The following is a 23,187-nucleotide window of genomic DNA, read 5'->3' on the forward strand; positions in this document are numbered from 1 at the left end:
TTGCGGAGCAGAGCGGCGATTTCCCTTGGCCCCGCCCTCGACTACTGTGACACGATGGAATTCGAAGACGCGGAAGAAGATCCCATTTCCGAACAGGTTTTCTCGAAAATCCAGGACTCTTTGCGCAAACTTTATGAGCAGCCGGCTCTGCCGCCACCGGTCCGGCGCAGTGTCCTGGAAGCGGCGGTGCGCGCGCCGCAAGATTGGCAGAAAAAGGCCGTGAGAGCAGCCTACTACAGCGACGACAGAGACTGGCGCCTGTCGGCGGTGTTTTGCATGCGCTTTGTCAGCGGGTTTGAAAAGGAGATTACGGAGTCCTTGCAGAGCAACGATGCGGATATCCATTATCAAGCCGTGCATGCTGCCGGGGCATGGCAAGTGGACCGCGCCTGGAAGCACATTGCCAAGCTGGCTGCCGATGACCACACCGAGAAGGCTCTACGGCTGGCTGCCATAGAAGCCGTCGCCGGCATCCGGCCTCGGGAAGCAGCGGCCATCCTGAACCCCCTGCTTGACTCGGGAGACGATGATCTGGTTGACGCGGCCTACGAAGCCCTCAGCTATGCGGAAGCAGCGGCCAGCCTGGACGAACTGGACGAGGAAGACGATTGGTAGCGGCCAACAGTTGTTTGTGTCTCAGTGCAGATTCTTGCCCGCTTCAAAGCGGTGCCACAAGATGAGTGATGCGTCTTTGATGGCCTCCAAAACGAGCCGGACCGACCGGGCAAGCTCCTCTTCATTGGCACCCCTGGCAATCTGAAAATCGACAAATTTGCTCTCATACATTTCCACAACGTCATTTATCCTGGACAACGCCATGCTGTCCCTGGTCAGATCAATCCCGTGGGAAAACAGAAAATTAAACAGATCGCCGCCATCGGAAACGAGGTACAAGTCTTCCCTTTCACCCACTGCTCGCACGTGAATTTCTATGTGTTCCTCATTTGGCCAACGCCAGTCGCTGGTCAAAAGAAAGCCGTTGCCCGTAGGAGTTATGTTCCAACCTTCGACAAAAGCGAAGGCCAGTTTTTCTTCCAACCTGGTTTCATCCATGGTTCACTCTTCTTCGAAGCCTTGCCCCCGCCGAATTGATTGCACCTGGCTGTGCTCAATGCCGGAGCCAAACAGGATGCCTCCAGCGATGAGGCTGCGACAGCTGATGGCCTTCACTGGGTTTCCGACCGGAGGCAGGCAATACGGCATGACAAGGAAGGAAATTCCCAGCCGTTGGATGGGTTGTTGCAGGAAAGCGGGCGGAAGTCCATCCCGCCCATTTCTGGATACTGCTCACAATCGGGCTTTGCAAATGACAAGAACGCCCGGACGAATAGATCTTGCTGCTCTATATCCCGCGGAGGCAACGTTTGACATGAATCTATTTCAACTTCACATACTTGCTCACTGTTCCGTCGGGATGGATCAGCGCCAATTCATTATCAGAAACCGAAACCTGCAGCTCCAGTGTAGCGAGGTTCCCGAAATAAATCTGGACGTTCCTGGGATCAACCAATTTGAAACTGGCCTTGATTTCTGTTTTATCATTTTTCAGAGTCATGTAGCCGTGCTTGGTAAACTCGATGACTTCGTTGCCCTCCACACTCTGCCATGTACCGAAAATGGCCCAGGTCTGTTTAACACCGCAGGAAGTCAGCACCAAAGCAAGGCACACCAAAACCAACAGGCGAACGGATTTCATAAGGCCCCTCCATTTCTAACAAATTTCACGATACGTCACCTCAATCACGCAATGCATAGAACATCAAGCCTGATCCAGATCAAACGCTTTTCCTTTACTATGTTTGTCCAAAACTGTCTACGATCAAATCACCTCGCCCAACATCGGACATAGAGGCTGATGCGCCTGGCATCGTTAGGCAAATTGCAGCCATTGTTGACTTCCCCTTTTGTGTTCCCCTATTTCGTGCTTTCATGGCCATCCGCTTTCGGTTTCAGATGCTTCAGCTTAAATTCTTCTCTGGCACAATACAGGTTGGGCACCACCATAACGGTGATGACGGCAAGCAGCATGCCACCAAACGAAGGGATGGCCATGGGCACCATGATATCGGAACCGCGGCCGGTCGAGGTCAAGACCGGTATCAGGGCCAAGATGGTGGTCGCGGTTGTCATCATAGCCGGGCGTATCCTGCGCAAGGCTCCCGCCACCACGGCTTTTCTCACTTCTTCGACGGTTTTTGTGCGATGCGCAGCGAAGCTCTCATCCAGATAAGTCGCGATCAACACGCCGTCATCCGTGGCAATGCCGAACAAAGCGAGGAACCCGACCCACACCGCGACACTCAAATTGACGGTGTGCGCCTGGAACAGGCTCCTCATGGAAGTCCCAAAAATCTTGAAATCAAGAAACCAGGGCTGACCATACAGCCAGATGAGGATGAAACCGCCTGACCAGGCGACCAGAATGCCGGAGAAAACCATCAGGGTCGTTCCCACTGAGCGAAAATGCACATAGAGTATGAGGAAAATAATGAACAGGGCCAGCGGCAGCACAACCGCCAGTTTCCTGGCAGCACGCAGCTGGTTCTCGTAGCTGCCGGCAAAGGCGTAGCTCACACCCGCCGGAAGCTCCCACTCACCGCTTCTGAGTTTAGCCTGGAGATGCGCCTGAGCTTGCTCAACCACGTCTACCTCGGCATAATCGGGCTTCTTATCAAAAATGACGTAGCCCACCAGAAAGGTGTCTTCGCTCTTGATCACCTGAGGTCCGCGAATAAACTGGATGTCCGCCAGTTGACCCAGGGGAATGTGCTGTCCGGCAGGCGTCGGGACCAGGATTTTACCGAGAGATTCCATGTTGTCACGCAGTTCTCTCAGGTAGCGAACGCGCACGGGATAGCGCTCTCTACCCTCGACGGTGGTGGTAATAGGCCGGCCGCCGATGGCCACTTCAATCACATCCTGCACCTGTTTGATCTTAATACCGTAGCGGGCGATTTCCGCGCGGTTGATGGCAATTTCCAGATAAGGCTTGCCGACAATGCGGTCGGCCACAACAGCAGCCGGCTCAATGGAGGGTACCTGTTTCAAATATTGCTCGATTTCGAACCCGACCTTTTCGATGGTCTCCAGGTCCGGCCCCTTGATTTTGACTCCCATGGGCGCCCTCATGCCGCTTTGCAGCATAACGATTCTGGCAGCAATGGGCTGCAGTCTGGGCGCCGAAGTAGTGCCGGGAACTTCTGCCGCCACGATGATTTGGTCCCAGATATCGTCGGGATTCTGAATTCCCGGCCAGGAGGCGCGGCCGCGGTTCAGCTCAGGGTCTAGGGGCGGCCGCCACTGACGAAACGGAATGCCATCCGGGTCGGGAATCAACAAGCCGGCCTCATCTCTGACAAAGCGCCCGCGGACATAGTAGGCTCTGCCGTCCGGTGCAGTCAGCGGCACACCTTTTTCATTACGAAACAGGTCCTTACCATCCGGATCGAAACGAAACTTGAGTCTGTTTCCACTATGGTCCGTGAGATATTCGGACTTGTAGTTGATTACGGTTTCGAACATGGAAATGGGAGCGGGATCCAACGGCGATTCGACTCGCCCGAGCTTTCCGACCACCGACTCAATTTCCGGAATGGTGTTGATGGCCATATCCTGCTTCTGCAAGATATCCAAAGATTTTCCAATGGAAGCATGGGGCATGGTGGTAGGCATGAACAAATACGACCCTTCATCCAAAGATGGCATGAACTCTTTTCCCAATCCCGGAAATTGTTCTTCCATAAAATAAACCATACTGTTGTTTTTGGCCCCGTCGGGCAACCAGCCGAAAAACGCATCGAAGCCGAGCCAGATCATGCCACCAAACAGGGCAAAAGCCATGGGAACAGATAGAAAAAGGACTTTATGGCGGAGAGTCCAGCGCAGAAGAGACGGGTAGACCCACTGGAACAACCAAAGAATTGCCAGCCATCCTCCAATGACAAGCGCCACAAAAATTGCATTGCGCACCATGCCCAGCTCCGGGCCCAGGGGCAGCCAATCTTCCGTCAGTAACAGACCCACGGCGACAACGGCAACTCCGATGACTGCATAATTCATCCAGCCGGCAAGCGCCTTCGGAATCCACTTTTCCACCAGATGATATACTGCGATGATTAAAATTATGGCCGCAACCCACCAGCTGGTGACAAAAAACAAGGCAACGCCCAGTGTCAGCCATGCAGCATAAAGCATGATTCGAAATATTGATCTGCGCTCCTTTGGCGGCTCCTTTTCTGTAAAGAGCAGGTGCGCCAGAGGCGGAATGATGGTTAGAGCCACAATGATTGATGCAACCAGTGCGAAAGTCTTGGTGAAGGCGAGCGGTTTGAACAACTTACCCTCCGCCCCGATCATGGAAAAGACCGGCAGGAAGCTCACAATGGTGGTCGCAACCGCGGTCAAGACGGCGCCCCCCACTTCGGTCGAGGCCTGCCAGATCACCTCCAGGCGATTGGCCCGGGGCTCTGCCTCGTCCAGTTTCTGCAGAATATTTTCGCAGATGACAATGCCCATATCCACCATCGTGCCGATGGCTATGGCGATACCGGAAAGAGCGACGATGTTGGCATCCACACCGAAGTACTTCATGGCGATGAAGGACATCAGAACCGCCAGTGGGAGCAAGCCGGAGATGAGAAGGGAGCTGCGCAGATGGGCCACCATCACCAGCACCACAATGATGGTGACCAGGATTTCCTGGAAAAGTGCTGAATTCAGCGTGCCCAAAGTCTCATAGATGAGTTGAGTGCGATCATAGAAGGGGACGATGGTGATCTGACTGACGGTGCCGTCCGGCAGTGTCTTTCTGGGCAGGCCGGCGGCGATTTCGGTGATTTTTTGCTTGACGTTCTTGATGGTGGCCAGGGGGTTTTCGGCATAACGCACCACCACCACCCCACCGACCACCTCGGCACCTTCCTTGTCAAGGGCCCCACGGCGAATGAGAGGTCCGAGCGACACGTGCGCCACATCCTTGATGCTCACCGGCACGTTGTCCCTCTGTTTGATGACGCTCTCTTCAATGTCTTTAATGTCTTTGATAAAACCGAGCCCGCGAATGACGTACTCGACATTATTGACTTCGATGGTGCGGGCTCCCACATCGATGTTGGACATTTTTACCGCCCCGAAGACCTCATCCAGGCCGACTCCATAGGCCCTCATGGCATCGGGATCGACATCAATTTGATACTCTTGAACAAACCCGCCGATGGAGGCGACCTCGCTGACCCCTTCGGCGGACAGCAATGCATAGCGAACATACCAGTCCTGCACCGTTCGCAACGTGTTCAGGTCCCAGCCGCCGGTCGGATTTCCATCCGCATCCCGTCCTTCCAGGGTGTACCAGAAGATCTGCCCGAGCGGGGTGGCATCAGGCCCCAAAGCCGGCTGCACATCCGCAGGCAGCGTTCCGGCGGGCAGGCTGTTCAGTTTTTCCAGCACGCGCGAGCGCGACCAATAAAACTCGATGTCTTCCTTGAAGATTATGTAAATCGTGGAGAAGCCAAAGAATGAATAGCTGCGCACGGTCTTCACGCCGGGCACGCCCAGCAGCGCAACCGTCAGAGGATAGGTGATCTGGTCCTCGACGTCCTGAGGTGAACGGCCCATCCATTCGGTGAAAACAATCTGCTGATTTTCTCCAATATCCGGAATGGCGTCCACCGGCACCGGATTGCGCGGGAGCCGTTCGAATTCCCAGTCAAAGGGAGCGACCATGATGCCCCAGGCGACAAAAAAGATAATCATGAGAAAAACGACAATTTTCATCTCCAGGCAGAAGCGGATGACACGCCCTATCAGGCCCCCTTGGGACGGTGATTGCGGCGTATTGTCGGGAGCATCATTCATGCTGATGAACCTCCTGACCACCCTGAGGCTCTGACAGATACGTTCCGATCACTTCTCCACAGCTGGGCATGGCCTCACCAAAGTACGGATTGCGGACATCTTTTTCCTTCTGCAGCCAGACAGCCCCCTGGTTATCAAAGGCCATCGGGCACCGCATTTTGTAAACCGGCTGTGGCGGGTAAATGCCGAAAGTCTCGACCATCAGCGCCAAAGCCTCTGAAACCAGAGCAAAACACTTTCTAAATGTCTCCAAATCTTCGGCTTCATGCAATTGGGTGAGAGCCGCCTGCAGGTTGGAAAAGAACTTCATCCAGGTGGCATGCGCTTCGCCCTCCAAAAGATTCATATCGATCGCACCCACCACGTCCGCTAGAAACCTCATGGCCTGTTGCGCCTGCTCGAAGTGATCCTCGGCCAGAGCGTCGTGCACAGCGAGGTATGCCTTGAGGGTTTCCCCGATCTGCGTCTGGAAAGCTTGTGGAACCTTTGCCAATGGGACGGCGGTAGTCTCCGCCTGATAACCCGCAGGCTCCAGCCGGAACTGCTGGTTCAGTCGTTCAAAGTTTTGGCTCAGTTCATCGAAAACGCGCCCGGCTTCCCTGATGCTCACGGTTTCGCTGCCGACCACCGCATCGTTTTCCAACCGCACCACCAATTCCAGCCAGACCATGAGCGGATGACCTGACAGCACGCTCCCATCCACCTGCATGAGGGATTTCCTGAAGGCCCTGAATTCCTTTCGCATGCTCTCCAGCTCCGCCGCGCCCATCGCTTCGGCAAGCGCCTTATAAGCGGCCGCAACAGGCATCAGATCCTGTTTGAATTGTACGGGAATCTCCCGCACGCGACTCGGAGTTCCGGGCGCCTTGGCAGGCGCTGCCCCATGTCCGCCGTGTTCATGCGTCACTCCTCCCCCACCCCCCTGTGGAGTCATCATGCTGGGTTTGGCCTGAATCTGGAGAGAGCTGTCGATCATAAAATTGCCCGCCGTCACGACCAGGTCGCCTTCCTGCAAGCCGGCCCGGACCAGATAGTGATCGCCGGCCCGGGGACCCAGAACAATTTCACGCCCGACAAAAGTGCCGGGCTGGTCCGGCACCGCACAATACACAACGGCTCGTTTTCCGGTTATGAGCGGAGCTTCGGCGGGGATCACCAGGGGAGGCTTCTCACCTGCGGTCGGTCCGACAACCACTCGATTGCCTTCGCTTAGAGTAGCGCGCAGGACCGCATGAACGAACATATCCGGTTTCAATCTGCCATCCGGGTTGGGGGCATTGAGGCGAACCTTCACCGTGCGGGTCTTTTCATTAAGAAAGGGGTCAATGAAGGCGACTTCACCCTTAAAGATTTCACCGGGATAGGTTTTGACTTCGAATTCCACCTCCTGCCCGAGCCGGATCCAGGCAAGATCGGATTCATACGCTTCCAGTTCAATCCAAACCACGGAAAGATCGGCGACCGTATAGATCTGGGTCCCGGTTTGCACATACATGCCTTCAATGCCGTTTTTGTGAGTCACCACCCCGCTTATGGGTGCCATGATGGTGGTATGGTCTGAAGGTTTCCCACGCCTTATGATCTCCTCGATCTGCTGCGGCATCAGCCCCCACAGGCGCAGCTTGTCCTTTGCCGCCGTCACGGTGGACTGTGCGGTCTCTCGCATGACCATGAGCCGGCTCTGTTTGAGGTCGCCGGCGGCTCGAACGGATTGCAGCAGCTCCTGCTGGGCAGAGAGCAGCTGCGGGCTGTACAGGTAGACCATCGGTTCGCCCTTGCGCACCATGGTGCCGGTAAAGTCCACATAAAGGCGATCAATGCGCCCGGGCACCCAGGCGGTAATGTAGGCCCGGCGCGTTTCGTCATAGTTGACGAAGCCCACCATGCGCACTTCAGCCTGGACGAATTTGCGCTCAACCACCTGAGTGCGAACCTGCGCAAGCTCTTCGGCATAAGGGGAAAGGGTCAGCTCGCGCATGCTCTGAACCGTCCCTGTATCCCGTCTCGGTTCGGTTTTCACCTGGATGAGATCCATCCCGCAAATAGGGCACTTGCCCGGATTGGGCAGCTGGATCTGAGGATGCATCGAACAGGTGTAGGCCTGCACCTGTTCATCCATCGGACCGCCGGGCCGCACCACCCGGGACTCACCATGTTCATGCTGCGCCCCGGTTGTCGAAGCGGAAAAGCAGATTACTGCAAGCAGAGCAACATATGCCCACGCCAAGATAAACCTTTGCACATCGCCCATCATTCTCATCCGTTACGCACCTGGCACAGCCAGTCAATCCTGTTCCCACGCAAAGCGTGGGAGCAGGAACTACTGAACGGGACTCTTTTCCAGTGTCACGCCCTGAGCTTCCAGTTTTTCCATGTACTTTTCAGGTTCCTGCATAAACTGCTCTTTGCAGCTCTCACAGCAGAAGTACACTCGTTTGCCCTGGTAATCGACGTATACGTTCTTGTCTATCGCTCCTCCCATAACCGGGCAGATCGTCTGTGGCTCTCCTTCAGCGGCCTTCTGCAACGCCAGGACGGGATTGACCGCAAAGGCTACCGTGAACAAAAGCAAAAGACTTAAAGCAATCCATCTTTTCATGACCGGGGTGCTCCTTTCTCACTCACTTTCCTGCTGCTGTTGGTACTCTCCCACCCTGCTGCCGGCATTATTCTCCTGCTCACCGTCAGTTGTTCGCGGGAGCTCTCTTGCCACAATCATTTCGATTTCAGCCAACCTCTGGACCTGGTCGGCAAAGGCCCTCTCGAAAGCGAGCTGAAATTCCAGAAGGGTCCTTATGGAATCAATCAAATCCAGGAAGCTCCCCAAGCCGGTTTCAAAAGTCTGCAGCGAAACTTCGACCGACTGGACGGCCTTGGGAATTAGTGTGTCCCGATAGAGATTGATCTTCCTTTCAGCATCGCGATACTTGTAAACAGCCAGCTTCAAGTCGGCGGCCAGTCGATTTTCCTGGTCACTGCGCTCACCCATGAAAGCTTCGTAGCGCGCCAGGGCCTCCCGTTCACCGGCGCTGTACTTTTCCCACCATATGGGAAGGTTGAGGGAAAGGGAGGCTACCACCGCGTCCTTGCCACTGTCCGGCGTCGTTGCAGGATTCAATGCCTGGCCGGTATCGATAGCCTCAACGCCAAGGGTTATGTCGGGGAAAAAGTTCTTCCTGGCAAGATCGATGTTCTTCTTTTCCTTCTCGGCCAAAAAACCAACTGCTTTGAGATCCGGATTGTTCTCTCTCAGCCAGGCCATCAGCTGCTCCTGATCCACCTTGACGGCCTCTTCGTGAACCTCTCGCGGCCAGGGGAGGGGCGCATCGGCAGGCCTGTTGAGGGCGGCATTCAGTTTTGCCACAATGGGTTCACGGAGATCTTCGAGGGTCTTGACCCGGTCTTCAAGTTTGCCGAGCTCCACCTGGGCTCTCATCACATTGGAGTAAGGTGTGAAGCCCGCGGCATACTGAGTCCGTGCGACACTCTCCAACTGTTGCATCAGTCCAAGATTTTCCTCGGTCACCAGGATGGCCCGAGCGAGATAGTAATATTCAAAATAAGCCTCTTTAACCTGGTAGAAAAGTTTTAGTTTGGCAGCTTCATAGCGCTCCTTTTCCGAGCGAGCGGCCTCGGCGGCGGCACCGCCCTGCAATTCGAGCTTACCGAACCAGGGGAAAGTCTGCAGCAGCCCAAACCGGTTATTCTGAGGTCCCACTCGGGTTTCCACAGACTGAATGTAGTAACCATAAGTGAAACGAGGATCGGGAAGCGCAGTCACCTGGGGAATTTTCTCCAAGGCCGCACGCCAGCGCAAGAACGCCGCTTTGAGCCCGGGATTGTTCAGTGCGGCATATGTCAGGTAATCACTGAGACCAGACTGATCGTGCAGTTGCGGAAGCACTTCCTCTCTTTGGACTGTGGAGGCCATTGCGCCGGTCTCAATATAGGGCTTATCCCACCGCAGCTTCTCGGATGGACCGGCTGTGCAGTTCCAACCGCCCGCTGCGACCAGCATCAGCAACCACCATTGGGCCGCTCGTTTCATTGTCCCGCCTCCTCGCAAAATACACCACCATAGTTACCATAAGCACCCTGCTCGTCCCAGTCAGCTCCAATCTTCCTGCGAATCGCATCACCCTTGGTTCGCTGTCGTGCTTTAGAAATGAGGTTACTCCTGAATGATTATGATCATGTTCTTGTCTTTGCCATCTTCCTTTTGGCCCATTCTCAGTGTGACAGGTTTCTCCCCCCTGTTGCGGGCTTTCATTCGACCCATCATTTTGCACATTTTACCCTGCATACCCATCATTTTCTGGTGCATTCGTTTGCGCTGCGACACCAACTCATTGATGACCGCCTTCATAGCCTCGATTTGTTCTCTGTCGCCGGTTGCCGAGTTCATGGCAGCAACTCTGCTCGCCAGTTCCTGATCCATTTTCTGCATCATGGACATCATGCGGCCGTGCTCTGACATCATATCAGCCGATTCGTCCTGCCCGATGTTCTCTTCCACCACCGCATGGTGCTGTGCATGACCAGACCTCTCACTCGATTCCGCCTGATGCGCGTCAGGGTCGGTTTGCTGCGCCGGGATGTGGGATGTGAAGGAAAAAACGATCACCAGTATCGCGAGGACAATAATCTTTGTTTTCATAGTGTTTTCCTTTCCTGCTGCAATCACCTTCATCACAGTCAGTATCTCGCAGAAGGTGCTCAAGCGTTTCCATCTCGGTGCATTTCGATTCGGCTCACCACACTGATGCTGCCTGTTTGCTTGTCGATCAGAAGTTCATTGAGCCAACAGCCGTCTTTGCTATATGCCTTAGCAGCATAGTAACGGCCCTTATTTTCCAGCTCAACAAGATCGTAATCCTGCATAATCTTTTGCCGAAGATCGCGGTCAATGACGGCTTTAGCCGTAGCGGCACTCATCCCGTCTTTGCCCGGGATGGACGAGTCGTCGTCTCGGTCAAAAATTCCCCGGTCAGATTCGCGCCCTTTAGTCTTTTCGTTTGCCATGATCGGCCTCCTGTTTGATGGTTGTTCGGGAATGGTCAGGGCAAGGATCATATCCCTCAAAAAGGGAGCATATAGATCCCTCTCCATCGTAAACCACCCTTTGAGGTCTCGCCTTGCCAACTTTGATTCTATTGGCTAAGGGTTGTAAAGTTTCTCTTGCCAGGCCGACTGAAGGCTTACAAGAGATTCCTTCGGGCATTTTACATTTGTTGGTGAAGCAATACTTATGCCAACCTGATTTGGCTGTTGTTATGAGCGTTTTGGACTGATCGGAAGAAGAAATTGAAAGAAACTTTCATCGGCCTGTAAAATATTTTCACTTCTGAAGGCTCATACCCCGAGACCCACCGCGGAACCCTGCAGGGATTGACATCCGATACAGCTCAACAAAACGCTTGACCGGTTGGACGGAAGGAGATCACTCCACCTCGATATCCAGCGCACAACGGAATCCGACCTGGTCGAAAGCTTCCCACGGATAACGCTGGATGGGTGCTGGAATGGCTTTCTTTTGATCGGCTTTGGCAATTCCCCCCAAAACGACGTATTGAATTGATCCGTCGTCGCGATCGACAGAACCCGCTCGCTATTTGCTGCAACATACCACCGGTAACTATGGGGAAGCGTGCAGAATACTTGGGGTGAGCCGTCCGACTCTCAGGAAGAAGCTGCACGACTATGGCATCGAGGAGGAGCGCTAACAGAAATGGTGGCTTTCGGAAGTCCTGAGTGAATATTTTTTTCATAGGTGTTCTTCCGAACATCGTTTTAGAATACAATTTGATACAGTTGCAAACCTGTCCCGGGTATGAGCCATGGCTCCGCAAAACTAACTCCAGCAAAAGGAGGAAATCGATGCGCACATTTTCATCTTTGGCGGTGATTGTTTTCTGCTTTGCAATGGGTAGCATTCCTGAGGCAAAAGCCGCACCAAATCCCACCGAAGTGGCCGGCTTCAGGTTAGGCGCAGACATCAGCCAGTACCAGGACCTTATTGACCAGGAAACCGCGATTCCGGTCGCTGACATGAGGTTCCTCACCGAAGTCAATACCAAACCCGCGCTCGGCTACGAGAAAGGAACCGTGGTTTATGGAACCTGCACCGAACCGGGGGAAATCGTAAGAATCAAAATGAAGTATGCCGATTCTTCCAAACAATTCTACGAAAGTCTGTTGAACGCCTTCAAGAAGAAATTCGGGCGGCCCAGCGAGTGGCGAGGTGATGCTTTTCATCATTTCATCGCCTGGAAATGGTCCTTCAAGAACAGCAACAAAGACAGCATCAGCATGATACTCCAGCATGCCGTGGAAGGGAACCTGGACCATCCGGACGGCAACGTGATCAAGCTGACCAACTGGACGGCCGTGGAAAGAGAACGCCAGTGCCATGCCGAAAAATCGGCGCAATCCGGTCGGAGAACTCCGACCAGGACAAAAGCGGCAAAGGAACTCCCCGGCATCGAATATTTTGTTCCCAGGTAGTGCCTGTTCCAGACTCCGGTCTCTCCAGGAGACTGTTCGCAAATGGTATATTCGCCACCATCAAGGAAGAGGGATCCTCGGGCAAGCTGCGATAGAGGAATTGTGGGGTTTTGGACAGCTGCCGCATAGAAAGGTGCGAGGCTCTATTGGCTGATCTTGAGACTTTTGAAACCAACATTTCGGGCCTCGATTGCTCCGAATGTGCACGGCATGTTCGGCAGGCCATCGAACAGCTGCACGGCGTAAGGTCCGCCAAGCTTTTTGTGGGCTCGCGGAAAGCCGTCGTCCAATACGACCCGGCGCTTACCGATCCTGCGGCCATACGCATGGCCCTGAAGCGGGCCGGTTATAATACGACCGGGCCCCTTGGAGAAAACCAGGATAAACGCGGCATCCAGAATTATTCACGGCGGATCCTGGGGCTCCTTGCCCTTGTTTTCGGGGCCGTGCTATGCGTCGTTGTGCTCGGAGAATGGCTCGGTCTTTTCAGGCGAATCACTTCACTGGTTCCTTTCTGGCTTGGCGTGACGATTGTTCTTCTGACCGGCTGGCCGGTTCTGAAAAACGTCTTGCATAGCGCGCTCAGGGGGCGGGCCACACCTCACACCCTGATGACCATGGGATTGCTGGCTGCACTGGTCGTTGGAGAATGGACGACTGCTGCAGTGATCGTATTCTTCATGCGGGTTGGCGATTACGCCGAGAGCTTCACCACCGAGAGTGCTCGTACAGCCGTCAACGACCTGATGCAAATGGCGCCGCAGACCGCCAGGGTTGAAAGAGGCGGAAGCGAGCAGGAAGTCGCCATGGATGCCGTCACTCCGGAAGACCTGGTGATTGTCCGGCCGGGGGAAAAAATACCCGTCGATGGAACTGTGCTGGAGGGGCACGGAACCATCGATCAGGCGGCCATCACCGGTGAATCCATGCCGGCGGAAGCGACCGCCGGTTCCCATGTCTATGCAGCCACCATTGTGCAGCTGGGGAGTCTGAAAATCCGGCCCACCCGCATCGGGGCCGACTCTGCCTTTGGACGGGTGGTGCGAATGGTGGAGCAGGCGGAAGCCAACCGAGCCGTCGTACAGCGTTTTGCAGACAAATTCAGTGGCTACTTTTTACCCATAGTGGCGGCCATAGCTCTGCTCACCTTTATCCTCAGGCGTGATCCGCTGTCGGTTGCGGCGGTTTTGGTTGTCGCCTGTTCGTGTTCCATCGCGCTCGCCACCCCAATTGCCATGCTTGCGTCGGTGGGCGCCAGTGCCAAACGAGGACTCCTGATAAAAGGAGGCAAGTACATTGAATCTTTGGCAAAGGCCGATGTTTTGTTGATCGACAAAACCGGAACGCTCACCCTCGGACGCCCAGAGATCACCGACATTGTGCCCTGCGGTCACCTGTCAGCGGATGCAATCCTTGCTTTGGCCGCTTCCGTCGAGCGCTATTCCGAACATCCATTGGCCCAAGCACTGGTCGCTGCTGCGAGAGCGCGAAACCTCAGGCTTTTTGAAGCCTCCAAGTTTGCAGCAGTTCCCGGCAAGGGTGTTCGCGCCACCGTCGAAGGAGCACAGGTTGTCGTGGGAAGCCGGCAAATGCTTTCATTGACAGATCCGGTGCCACCCGCACAACACTTGGAAGCACTGGGCAAGACCCTCCTGTATGTTGAACGTGACGGCCGCCTGGTTGGAGTCCTGGCCGCTGCAGATACCTTGCGCGAGGAAGTTCCGACAGCCATTCACAGGATGCGCGCTCTCGGCATGCGTGACATCGAGCTGCTGACCGGTGACCATGAGCAGGCTGCAGCGGCCCTTGCGCGGCAGATTGGAGTGGCTTATCGAGCCAACCTCCTGCCCGAACTTAAGATTGCCGCAGTCAAAGAATATCAGGCGCTGGGGCGTGTTGTAGTGATGGTCGGGGACGGGGTGAACGATGCGCCGGCATTAGCACAGGCGGATGTCGGCATTGCCATGGGAGCCGCCGGGACGGACATCGCCATCGAGGCATCCCACATCGCCCTGATGCGCGAAGACTGGGGGCTCATTCCGGAAGCATTCCTGACTGCTCGCCGCACCATGTCCGTGGTCAAATCAAACCTGGTTTTTACGGGAATCTACAATGTTGTCGGTTTGACGCTCGCCGCCCTGGGGTTTTTGCCGCCCATCCTTGCCGCAGCCGCTCAATCGCTGCCGGACCTGGGAATCCTGGCCAACTCCGCCCGCTTGCTGCGGCACCAGCAAACTCCTCCGAAGTAATTCATCGACGCCGGCATACCGCCGGCACAAAGGCGCCAGCGACAAGATCCCCCACCCTCTACCTTTGACCCTGCTCTTCATACTTTTTCAGCTTCAGCTTGAGAGTCCGCCGGGTTATGCCCAGACGGCGCGCTGCTTCACTCTTGTTGCCTCCGGTCTCCTCCAGCATTTTCATAATCATCTGCTTTTCCACTTCAGCCAGTGTCCAGTCCGCATTCAGTGCAAAGGGTTCCTTCTCGCCTAGTTCCTCTCCACCATACTCGGCCGCCAGTTCTCGGATGGGCGCGGGCAATTCCCTCTCGGAAATGTAGTCTCCCTGCACCAGGATGATTGCCCTTTCCATGGCATTTTCAAGCTCCCTGACATTACCCGGCCACATGTGCTTGACCAAAAGATCCATAGCCCGGGGTGTGATTCCGCGCACGGTTTTGCGGTTTTTTTCAGCAAATCGCTGCCGGAAATATTCGGCCAGCAGTGGAATATCCTCCTTCCTTTCATACAAGGGAGGGACATTGATTCTCACCACATTGAGCCGGTAGTAGAGGTCCTCGCGAAAAGTTCCATCCTTAACCATCTGTTCGAGATCTCGATTGGTCGCGGCAACCACCCTGACATCAACAGGTATAGCCGAATCGCTTCCAACGCGCTGAATGTCTCCCTCCTGCAGCACTCGCAGCAACTTTACCTGCATCAGCAAGGGCAAATCCCCCACTTCATCGAGAAAAATGGTACCGCCGTCCGCCAGGGCAAAGCGCCCGGAACGTCTGCGGTCGGCTCCGGTAAAGGCGCCCCTCTCGTGGCCGAACAATTCCGATTCCATCAAATTCTCCGGAATGGCAGCGCAATTGACTTCTATCAGGGGTTTTTCCCTGCGGCCGCTGTTGGCATGCAGGGCTCTCGCCACCAGCCCTTTTCCGGTACCGCTCTCACCCGTGATCAGCACGGTGGCTTCCGTGGGAGCGACCAGGGCAACCATTTCCAAGAGGCCCTGCATGCTCGGACTGTTGCCGACAAGCCGGGACACCTGTAGGCGTGCAAGCTGCTGCCGAAGTCCTTCATTTTCCTGTTCAAGTCGAACATGTTTGAGGGCCCTGTCAATCACGACCCTGGCGGCATCAAAATCGAGGGGTTTGGTGAGGTAATCGAAGGCACCGGATTTAAGCGCTTCCACAGCGGTTGGGATAGACGAATAGGCGGTGATGATGATGATGGGGATGGCCGGATTGAATTGATGAATCTGACGGGTTGCCTCGAGACCGTCCAGAACCGGCATGCGCATATCCATCAAGATCAGGTCCACCGGCCTCAGCCGGACAAAATCCACCGCCATCCGGCCATCCGGTGCCTCTTCAACAGCATAGCCCCAATCCTTAAGCAGAGTCCTCAACATCAGACGATGTGCTCCGTCATCATCCGCAACGAGCACCAGCGGGAGAGTCTTATTTGCCATGGGAAATCCTGTCCAATCCTCCTGCCTTGCCTGGAGATCACAGTTGCTCGATAGGCAAGGCTTCCAGTATCTTTAGCCAGCTGCAAGCACAGATCAGAAGGGAAGCCGAACAATGAAGGCCGCACCTTCGCCCGCATTGCTCGACACGGTAATCGTTCCTCCGTGCGCCTCGACGATCTTGTGCGCATTTGCCAGGCCAAGCCCGACACCCTTAGCCTTGGTGGTGAAATAGGGATCGAAAATATGCGGCAAATCTTCCGCCGCAATGCCCGCGCCGGTATCTTCCACCCTAAATACCACCGCGTCAGCTTCGCGGTAAACGGCGATTTGAAGAACACCCCCATGCTCCATGGCATGGAGGGCATTCAGGTAAAGATTCAAAAGAACTTGCGAAAACCTGTCCAGATCGACAGCCGCTTCAAGGTCGTCGGGCACCACGCGCCAGTCAATCTCCACCGAATGATGCGCCGCATCACTTCTGATGAGCTCAAGAGTGTGTTGCAGGAGATGTCTGCAAGGATAGAGCCGCTTGGTTATTTCAGTGGGGCGGGCAAACTCCAGGAGCTCCGTAACGACCCGATTCAATCGATCCACTTCATCCTTCATCACCCGGGTGATCTCCTGGCTGCGTTCATCCTGTTGCGAACGGCCGGCCAGAATGGTGGCGAAACCCTTAATGGATCCCAGTGGATTGCGGATTTCATGTGCCACCCCGGCTGCCAGCTTGCCCAGTGAAGCGAGCCGTTCGCTCCTGCGCAACTGCTCTTCCAGCTGCTTGATACCCGTCATGTCTGTGAACAGGAAGACATGGCCCACCACATGTCGCTCCCCATCACGGATCACCGCTGCGTTGACCAGTAACGGAACGCACACGTTGCCGTCCAGCTCACATTGGATCTCTTCTTCCAGCACGGTTTCTTCGCTTTCCAGTTCACGCACGACAGGGGCAAGACCCGGCAAATCCTGAAGGCTTCCCAAAGAATCCCCGGGAAGCCTGAGTATGGCTTTCGCTGCGTTGTTGATCTGTTGAATCCGACCACGCTCATCGGTTGCTATCATGCCCACCGGCATTTGATTGATGATGGTTGCCGTGAATGCTTGAGCATCCCTCAAAGAACGTTTTGCCTGCCGATAATGGGAGGCCCATACCAGAGAAATGAAACCGCCCGCCCCCACCAAAAACATGATGGAAAAAAGCAGAATGGTCTGGTGCAGGTCCTGCCGCACAGCCTCTTCGAAAGGCGCGGGATCGAGCCCCACCACAATGAACAGATCATCTTCCGGCGCTGGCCCATGGCGGGAGGTGCGACGCCCTGGGCGGGGTTTGAAGGAACGAATGACGTCAAAGGATTTGCCCGCGGTTTGCTGCGAAAAACGGTGCAAAACTTCGCCGGGCTGGGGTGATTGAAAGGGCATGGCCATGCCCACCCGGTCGGGATTGCTGTCGGCAATCACCTGCCCGTTAGCGGCCACTAAAGCCACGTACAGGACTCCCGGCTGTTGGGCGGTCTGCTCCAGCAAAAACTGGGTCTGATGCTGCCCCCATCCGCTCATGCGGCTGCTCGCTTCCAGCGCATTCATCAGAACAATCGCTTCGGAAAGCAGCGCCTGCTCCATGAATTCCCGCTCACGATGCACGTTCTTGAGGGCCAAAACCATGAGGATGCCCCCGAGGATACCAGCCATGCCAAGTATCATCCAGGGCGACAGCCACGACCATGCGGAGGGCTGTGCTGCACAAGAATCCGTTTGCCTGTTCATTTCACATCCCTTGTACCGAGGATTTCAAGGCGAAGACTGCAAACCTCAGTCACATTCCATGCCAGCGGCTCTTATGGCGTCGTGCATGAGCCATATTTCACTGCTTTCCAGATTTGATGCCAACCCGCGTCGATCTTGTCAGACAGCGTATGGGTCAATATTTTTTAGCCCATTGGTTAAAAATTACCAATAGAATGGATAATTTTTAACCAATGCCCGCTGATCCACCCGTACTATTGCTATACTGAAGATTCCTTGCCCTGCCTGGAATCACGCGTGTTTCCCTGCCTTTCGGGTGAGGCTCAGGATGAGGGAGAAATCAGCTTAGGATGTCCCCTGCGTCGGACCTTTTCCCCCGCAAGGGCGGGAGAAGGGAAGGAAATGCCGGTTTTAGTGCCAGGGGGCTGTCCGAGGGCTCCCTCTCCCTTGCGAGGGATCCTGCATTCCGGACAAGCCCCTGTTTAGGGAAACATTTCCCCTCACGATTGCAGAAAGCAGATCGCATGGTACACTGATGGGCACATTTTTTGATACTTTTACTCGGCGCCTTGTATCCTTGTTGAAGATCGAATCCTGCATTCCAGAATTTTGCAGACTGTTTAGTCACTGATGGGTAGAGCGAAGCGAAACCCATCAACAAGGCCTGCGAATAATGAAACCTCTAATGCAAAACCGGTATAGAAGTATTATCATGGGAATAGAATTTTTCAGGGGATCGCTTTTGTACACACGCTGTCCGGGTGGCGACAAAAGGCAGCGTGCAGGGAGTAACCGAGGGCGCTTTGTAATGCGCAGCACTTTTTTAATGGTTGCGCTGCCGGTAGTCGCAGCGCTTATCCTGGCTCAGACGGTTTTGGCCCAGCAGGGCAGCGGGCGGAAAGCGGGAGGGCACGGCTGTCCCTGGGCGGGGAGCGGTTGGAAAGCCAGTCGACAGGCTTTCCAACGTCAGCAGCCACAGCCCGGAGGACGCTGCCCGTGGAAGGGTGGTGGTTGGCGGGCGAGCCCCGAGCAGGCTTCACAGACGGCAAGCGGCCCTGTTTCCGAAAGGGAAGCCGAGCGGCTCGTTAAGGACAAACTCGAGGCGACCAGGAACCCCAACCTGAGACTTGGCAAGATTTCCGATGAGGGAGATCATTACCTGGTGGAAATCACCTCAAAGAATGGGTCGCCGGTGGATACATGGCGAGTAACCAAGGAAACGGGAAGCATCGAATCCATCTATTAAAGCGCCCCGAATCAGACTTCTCGCCGCGGCAGAGCATATGGCCGCGTATCGGGCAGCTCATGGTCCAGACTAAGCTCAATGCCTTCACGAATTCTCCTGCAGCGATAGTCTCCAGTCCCGGCAATCATGGAAGCAGGGAGCAAAGCCCTCTCACCAGGGGAGTACACGAGGGCTGCCGGGGAAGGATGCCGTAGCCGCCCTACGGGGAGGGCGATCTGCAGAAAGAACCGTTTGCTGAAACAGACTTTTCTGGGATTTTTAAATTGATGAAGTCCATATCTTCTCAAGTGGCTGCTTTGTTGCGCGACAAGTTCGGTCAAAGTAATGTGCGCCTGCTGCTCAAATTCCTCGCAGTACTCACCTTTTTTTTCGTAGTGTATACGATAATTTTCCACCTGATCATGGGATGGGAAGGGCGCGATTATTCATGGATCACCGGTTTCTATTGGACTCTGACTGTTATGTCCACCCTTGGATTCGGTGACATAACCTTTGCGACGGATCTCGGCCGCCTGTTTTCCATAACAGTGCTGCTTACCGGCATCGTGTTTCTCCTGGTCATGCTGCCCTTTACCTTTATTCAGTTTTTCTATGCCCCCTGGCTGGAAGCTCAAAACAGAGCCCGTGCACCGCGCGCGCTGGACAAAGATATCAGGAATCATGTTATTTTTACTCAATTCGATTCAGTAACGGTGAATGTGGTGGATCGATTGAAACAGTTCGGCATACCCTACGTCATCCTGATCGAAGATCTACACAGGGCGCTGGAGCTGCATGACATGGGTTTCAAGGTGATGGTGGGCGATCTGGACAGCCCGCAAACCTATGAGCGACTCAACGTGCAACAGGCTGCTTTGGTGGTGGTCCTGAACGAAGATATGAAAAGCACCAATATTCTGTTCACCATCAGGGGACTCAGTGACCAGGTGACCACGGTGACCAATGCGGACTTGGATGATTCGCTGGATATTTTGCAGCTGGCCGGAAGCACCCACGTGTTCCAGTTCACCAAGATGTTGGGCAAATCCCTGGCTCGAAGAGTCGCAGGACATGACATGCAGGCCAACATTGTCGGCAGGTTTGATCGACTGTTGATCGCCGAGGCGCCGGCTCTGCACACGGGCCTCAAGGGGAAGACACTGGCCGAAAGTCGTTTGCGCGAAATCACCGGTGTCACTGTTGCGGGGATTTGGGAACGGGGAAAGCTTGAAATTCCCCATCCCGACACCATCATAGATGCTTCCAATGTATTGCTTCTAGCCGGTTCCGCGGAACAATTCGAACGTTATGACAGGCTGATCAGCAGTGCCGGCCAGCACCACCTCAACCAAGGCCCGGTGCTGGTTCTGGGCGGCGGGAGGGTAGGCCAGTCCATCGCGGACAACTTTGAAGAGCGAGGGATCCATTACCGAGTGGTGGAAAAGAGACGCGACATCGTCGACAAGAGATCAACTTTCATCCTCGGGAGCGCCGGTGATCTTGAAGTTCTGCTCAAAGCAGGCATCAACGATACCCCCGCCGTCATTATCACCACTCATGACGACGATTTGAACATCTATCTGACCATCTACTGCCGCCGCCTGAGACGCGATGCACAAATCATCAGCCGAGCCAGTCTCGATCGCAACGTCGAAACGCTGCATCGGGCGGGGGCTGACCTCGTCATGTCTTTCACTTCCCTGTGCACCAACACCATCATAAATCTACTCAAACCCGGCCAGCTGCTGATGCTTTCAGAAGGCTTGAGCATATTCCGGGCGACTGTCGGTCCCTCCTTCATCAACAAGCAGTTGCGCGAAAACCGCATAAGAGAAAAAACCGGCTGCAGTGTGATTGCCGTTAAGCGTGGGGAGCAGTTGATCATCAACCCGGAACCGTCCATTATCCTCAGGGAACATGACGACCTGGTCCTGATCGGCGTCGCCGACGCCGAGAAGAGGTTTATCCATGAGTTTCCGCACATGGTCTATTGAGCCGCCCAAAACCCGATTGGCCGAGATGGCGTCGCAACGCAGCCGGCCAATTTAAGATTGGCTATCGCAACACATGGGAAACCTCGTTCACAGACCGTTTCACCAAAAACCGGAATCCAGGATTTCGGCCATTCCCGTATCCCGGCACGTACCGGGTGACGATAAAGCATAATGTTGCAATAGTTTTAAGTCTCGAGCGCCACCACCGTGATGTTGTCCCGCCCCCCGGCGGCAAGTGCCGCATCTACCAGGGCGCACAGCCGGGATTTGAGGTCGGCCTTGCCATGTACAATGGATGCCACCTGTTCCTGCGTGAGCTGATCGTGCAGACCGTCGGTGGACAACAGCAACAGATCCCCGGAATCCAGAGTGAAACGGCCGGTATCCATGCGAAATTCTTCTCTGCCGATACAGCTCAACAGCATATGCCTCAGGGGGTGAAGACGCGCCCCTTCGCGCTCCAGAGTACCCTGTCGAAGCATCACACCCGGAACGGTGTGATCGTCCGTGATTTGCACCACGATGCCCCCACGGGCCAAATAAAGTCTACTGTCACCCACGTTCCCCCAATACGCCACACCATTATCAACGAACACAGCGGTCAGAGTAGATCCCATGCCTTCCAGCCCGGAATCCAGCCGCACCTGCTGCAAAACTCTTCGGTTGGCCTCGCGCGCAAGCCTGGCCAACTCGTCTTCGGGACCAGCCGCATGGCTGTCATACTTCAGCAGGCTCGCGCACACAATTTCTGCAGCTTTCTCACCGGCGGCATGCCCGCCCATTCCATCTGCGACGACCAATAACACCTTACGGTCACCAAACTCCTTGACGGCAAAACGATCCTCATTGCTCTCGCGCCGTCCGATATGGGTCACGCCATGTGTTTTCATATTGCTGTTATGATACCTCGCACTCCCCGGAAATCAGCTTCGCTCAACCCAGACTTTTCACGGGGATCGAGCCGACTAATCAGTCTCAGACTGGTTTGAGCTGCGCGGCTCGCGCGGCGCAACCCAACACCTTCTTTGCCGGTTTTTGCAGCGGCATCGCTGTGGGGCACAGCCGCACTGGTCTGCACCTCCGATTTTTCAAGCCTTGAGCAGCTCCTGCAACTTCGCCTCAACTTCGGCGATGACCTCTGCGGTGCTTTTCCTGTTGATGTTTATGCCAAATGTGCTGAGCGTCAATTTCACCTTGTCCCGCTCCTCTGGCGGTAAATGCTTCAGCCACAGACCCGCGGGGATTTGATCGCGCACGCTCGCCGTTTCTTCTGTTGAACCGAGCAATTGCCCGGCTTTTCCGCTGCCCAGCCGCTCGAAAACATACAGGCAATCAACAAGTTGTTCACAATGACAAGTTTTCAAGGTCTTTAAAGCGCTATCAAGATATCCGACAGGATTTCTTTTTATCATCGCAATTCGCTTCACCCGCTGCTCATCATGCGCCATGAATCATTCTTTTGCTGATTAAAGCTTCGCCCACCATTTTCTACAGACTGATCTCCAGGTCCCTTCCAAGATCGCTCGGAAACGTACCCGGCAAAGCTTATCTGTCTGACTCGTGCATAAGTTTAAGAACAGCTCCACTCCACCTAAGCCCCTGTAAGTCCGCTGCATTTCGGGCACTCTCTTGTGTGGTGCTGTACTCAAGGCAACTCCCCAGAAGACTTTCCCGTCTACCACAAAATAAAAATAGCCACAGGATCAAACTGAAACAAGGCCGTGGACAGGGCCGGGCCATGCGGGACATGACTGCTGTTTCACTGGAATTGAATGGAGTAGTCCGCAGGACCGGACATCAAGATCTGTCGACTTCATCGTTTTTTCGAAAAACTTGACGCCGGTGTCAGAGTAGATCTCATGACCATCAATCGATCCAGTGTATCACATGTTCTTTTCTCACCGGTGCCGGTGGGGATTGATCCGGATATCCAATGGTTATGAGAGAAACCAGTTCTTTCTGCTGCCGCCCGAGGAATTCATTGATCTCCTGGCTCATATACAGGGGACCGGTCATCCAGCAGGTCCCGAGTCCTCTGGCATGGGCAATCAACAGCAAATTCTGGATGAGCGCGGAAGCACTCAGAAGACGACTGTGCCTCTTGAATTCAAGATGAAAGCGACCTCGCTCATCCATTTCGCTTTCATGACAAATGATCTCTTTTGGTATATA

Annotated in this window: 19 protein-coding genes; 6 read left to right on the plus strand and 13 right to left on the minus strand. The window is 54.8% G+C overall.

All coding sequences use genetic code 11. The features are described 5' to 3' along the window. Positions 1–276 precede the first annotated feature (276 nt). On the plus strand, positions 277–615 hold the full coding sequence (locus K1V27_RS23165; protein WP_435051671.1) for a HEAT repeat domain-containing protein: 339 nt from the start codon (positions 277–279) through the stop codon (positions 613–615). 21 nt (positions 616–636) lie between these two features. Here K1V27_RS23165 and K1V27_RS14270 read toward each other — a convergent pair whose 3' ends face one another. The 8 genes from K1V27_RS14270 to K1V27_RS14305 all read right to left on the minus strand — a co-directional run bounded on the left by K1V27_RS14270 (position 637) and on the right by K1V27_RS14305 (position 10,875). Next, the gene (locus tag K1V27_RS14270) at positions 637–1,053 is read right to left on the minus strand and encodes a hypothetical protein (protein WP_258930710.1); all 417 of its coding nucleotides are present in this window, start codon (positions 1,051–1,053) and stop codon (positions 637–639) included. A gap of 322 nt (positions 1,054–1,375) precedes the next feature. Next, positions 1,376–1,696: a hypothetical protein gene (locus K1V27_RS14275; RefSeq protein WP_258930711.1), complete on the minus strand. Its 321-nt coding sequence runs from the start codon at positions 1,694–1,696 to the stop codon at positions 1,376–1,378. 218 nt (positions 1,697–1,914) lie between these two features. Further along, positions 1,915–5,853, minus strand: coding sequence for an efflux RND transporter permease subunit (locus K1V27_RS14280; protein WP_258930712.1), 3,939 nt, complete (start codon positions 5,851–5,853; stop codon positions 1,915–1,917). Beyond that, positions 5,846–8,113 carry an efflux RND transporter periplasmic adaptor subunit gene (locus K1V27_RS14285; protein ID WP_258930713.1) on the minus strand — a complete coding sequence of 756 codons (2,268 nt, stop codon included), beginning with the start codon at positions 8,111–8,113 and terminating at the stop codon, positions 5,846–5,848. Before K1V27_RS14285 ends, K1V27_RS14280 begins: the two co-directional genes overlap by 8 nt. Before the next feature lie 60 nt (positions 8,114–8,173). Next, positions 8,174–8,452 carry a YHS domain-containing protein gene (locus K1V27_RS14290; RefSeq protein WP_258930714.1) on the minus strand — a complete coding sequence of 93 codons (279 nt, stop codon included), beginning with the start codon at positions 8,450–8,452 and terminating at the stop codon, positions 8,174–8,176. An 18-nt stretch (positions 8,453–8,470) separates the two neighbouring features. Further along, entirely contained in the window at positions 8,471–9,901 is a 1,431-nt protein-coding gene (locus tag K1V27_RS14295; RefSeq protein ID WP_258930715.1) for a TolC family protein, read from the minus strand. 123 nt (positions 9,902–10,024) lie between these two features. Next, on the minus strand, positions 10,025–10,510 hold the full coding sequence (locus K1V27_RS14300; RefSeq protein WP_258930716.1) for a hypothetical protein: 486 nt from the start codon (positions 10,508–10,510) through the stop codon (positions 10,025–10,027). Between the two features lie 59 nt (positions 10,511–10,569). Next, positions 10,570–10,875, minus strand: a complete 306-nt coding sequence (locus K1V27_RS14305; protein WP_258930717.1) for a hypothetical protein — start codon at positions 10,873–10,875, stop codon at positions 10,570–10,572. 590 nt (positions 10,876–11,465) lie between these two features. Between K1V27_RS14305 and K1V27_RS22840 the strand changes: the two genes are divergently transcribed. From K1V27_RS22840 to K1V27_RS14315, 3 genes are all read left to right on the plus strand, one after another. Beyond that, complete coding sequence (locus K1V27_RS22840) at positions 11,466–11,576, plus strand: helix-turn-helix domain-containing protein (RefSeq protein WP_353740580.1); 111 nt, start codon at positions 11,466–11,468, stop codon at positions 11,574–11,576. Between the two features lie 154 nt (positions 11,577–11,730). Next, positions 11,731–12,357: a hypothetical protein gene (locus K1V27_RS14310; protein WP_258930719.1), complete on the plus strand. Its 627-nt coding sequence runs from the start codon at positions 11,731–11,733 to the stop codon at positions 12,355–12,357. A gap of 146 nt (positions 12,358–12,503) precedes the next feature. Further along, the gene (locus K1V27_RS14315) at positions 12,504–14,606 is read left to right on the plus strand and encodes a heavy metal translocating P-type ATPase (protein ID WP_258930720.1); all 2,103 of its coding nucleotides are present in this window, start codon (positions 12,504–12,506) and stop codon (positions 14,604–14,606) included. Between the two features lie 58 nt (positions 14,607–14,664). Here the strand turns inward: K1V27_RS14315 and K1V27_RS14320 are convergent, their stop codons facing one another. Together K1V27_RS14320 and K1V27_RS14325 are read right to left on the minus strand one after the other, a co-directional pair. Beyond that, positions 14,665–16,056 carry a sigma-54-dependent transcriptional regulator gene (locus K1V27_RS14320; protein WP_258930721.1) on the minus strand — a complete coding sequence of 464 codons (1,392 nt, stop codon included), beginning with the start codon at positions 16,054–16,056 and terminating at the stop codon, positions 14,665–14,667. Positions 16,057–16,149: 93 nt separating this feature from the next. After that, entirely contained in the window at positions 16,150–17,817 is a 1,668-nt protein-coding gene (locus tag K1V27_RS14325) for an ATP-binding protein (RefSeq protein WP_258930722.1), read from the minus strand. Positions 17,818–18,604: 787 nt separating this feature from the next. Between K1V27_RS14325 and K1V27_RS14330 the strand changes: the two genes are divergently transcribed. After that, complete coding sequence (locus tag K1V27_RS14330; RefSeq protein WP_258930723.1) at positions 18,605–19,042, plus strand: hypothetical protein; 438 nt, start codon at positions 18,605–18,607, stop codon at positions 19,040–19,042. Between the two features lie 266 nt (positions 19,043–19,308). Beyond that, positions 19,309–21,015: a potassium channel family protein gene (locus tag K1V27_RS14335; protein ID WP_258930724.1), complete on the plus strand. Its 1,707-nt coding sequence runs from the start codon at positions 19,309–19,311 to the stop codon at positions 21,013–21,015. Positions 21,016–21,200: 185 nt separating this feature from the next. On the opposite strand, the gene K1V27_RS14340 is transcribed toward K1V27_RS14335, so the two are convergent. From K1V27_RS14340 to K1V27_RS14350, 3 genes are all read right to left on the minus strand, one after another. Then, positions 21,201–21,905, minus strand: a complete 705-nt coding sequence (locus K1V27_RS14340; protein WP_258930725.1) for a PP2C family protein-serine/threonine phosphatase — start codon at positions 21,903–21,905, stop codon at positions 21,201–21,203. Between the two features lie 198 nt (positions 21,906–22,103). Then, positions 22,104–22,463: a hypothetical protein gene (locus K1V27_RS14345; RefSeq protein WP_258930726.1), complete on the minus strand. Its 360-nt coding sequence runs from the start codon at positions 22,461–22,463 to the stop codon at positions 22,104–22,106. 418 nt (positions 22,464–22,881) lie between these two features. Further along, positions 22,882–23,187, minus strand: a 306-nt coding sequence (locus tag K1V27_RS14350) for a nitroreductase family protein (RefSeq protein ID WP_258930727.1), incomplete at its 5' end; no start/stop codon positions are given.

Source organism: Desulfoferrobacter suflitae (genome assembly GCF_022603395.1).
Classification (GTDB): domain Bacteria; phylum Desulfobacterota; class Syntrophobacteria; order Syntrophobacterales; family Syntrophobacteraceae; genus Desulfoferrobacter; species Desulfoferrobacter suflitae.

Bases quoted from the DNA above. Each gene is read 5' to 3' on its own strand.
- K1V27_RS14305 (WP_258930717.1), bottom strand. From the start codon at position 10,875: ATGGCAAACGAAAAGACTAAAGGGCGCGAATCTGACCGGGGAATTTTT.
- K1V27_RS14275 (WP_258930711.1), bottom strand. From the start codon at position 1,696: ATGAAATCCGTTCGCCTGTTGGTTTTGGTGTGCCTTGCTTTGGTGCTG.
- K1V27_RS14295 (WP_258930715.1), bottom strand. From the start codon at position 9,901: ATGAAACGAGCGGCCCAATGGTGGTTGCTGATGCTGGTCGCAGCGGGC.
- K1V27_RS23165 (WP_435051671.1), top strand. From the start codon at position 277: ATGCGCTTTGTCAGCGGGTTTGAAAAGGAGATTACGGAGTCCTTGCAG.
- K1V27_RS14270 (WP_258930710.1), bottom strand. From the start codon at position 1,053: ATGGATGAAACCAGGTTGGAAGAAAAACTGGCCTTCGCTTTTGTCGAA.
- K1V27_RS14330 (WP_258930723.1), top strand. From the start codon at position 18,605: ATGCGCAGCACTTTTTTAATGGTTGCGCTGCCGGTAGTCGCAGCGCTT.
- K1V27_RS14325 (WP_258930722.1), bottom strand. From the start codon at position 17,817: ATGAACAGGCAAACGGATTCTTGTGCAGCACAGCCCTCCGCATGGTCG.
- K1V27_RS14335 (WP_258930724.1), top strand. From the start codon at position 19,309: ATGAAGTCCATATCTTCTCAAGTGGCTGCTTTGTTGCGCGACAAGTTC.
- K1V27_RS14300 (WP_258930716.1), bottom strand. From the start codon at position 10,510: ATGAAAACAAAGATTATTGTCCTCGCGATACTGGTGATCGTTTTTTCC.
- K1V27_RS14340 (WP_258930725.1), bottom strand. From the start codon at position 21,905: ATGAAAACACATGGCGTGACCCATATCGGACGGCGCGAGAGCAATGAG.
- K1V27_RS14345 (WP_258930726.1), bottom strand. From the start codon at position 22,463: ATGGCGCATGATGAGCAGCGGGTGAAGCGAATTGCGATGATAAAAAGA.
- K1V27_RS14320 (WP_258930721.1), bottom strand. From the start codon at position 16,056: ATGGCAAATAAGACTCTCCCGCTGGTGCTCGTTGCGGATGATGACGGA.
- K1V27_RS14290 (WP_258930714.1), bottom strand. From the start codon at position 8,452: ATGAAAAGATGGATTGCTTTAAGTCTTTTGCTTTTGTTCACGGTAGCC.
- K1V27_RS14310 (WP_258930719.1), top strand. From the start codon at position 11,731: ATGCGCACATTTTCATCTTTGGCGGTGATTGTTTTCTGCTTTGCAATG.
- K1V27_RS14285 (WP_258930713.1), bottom strand. From the start codon at position 8,113: ATGAGAATGATGGGCGATGTGCAAAGGTTTATCTTGGCGTGGGCATAT.
- K1V27_RS14280 (WP_258930712.1), bottom strand. From the start codon at position 5,853: ATGAATGATGCTCCCGACAATACGCCGCAATCACCGTCCCAAGGGGGC.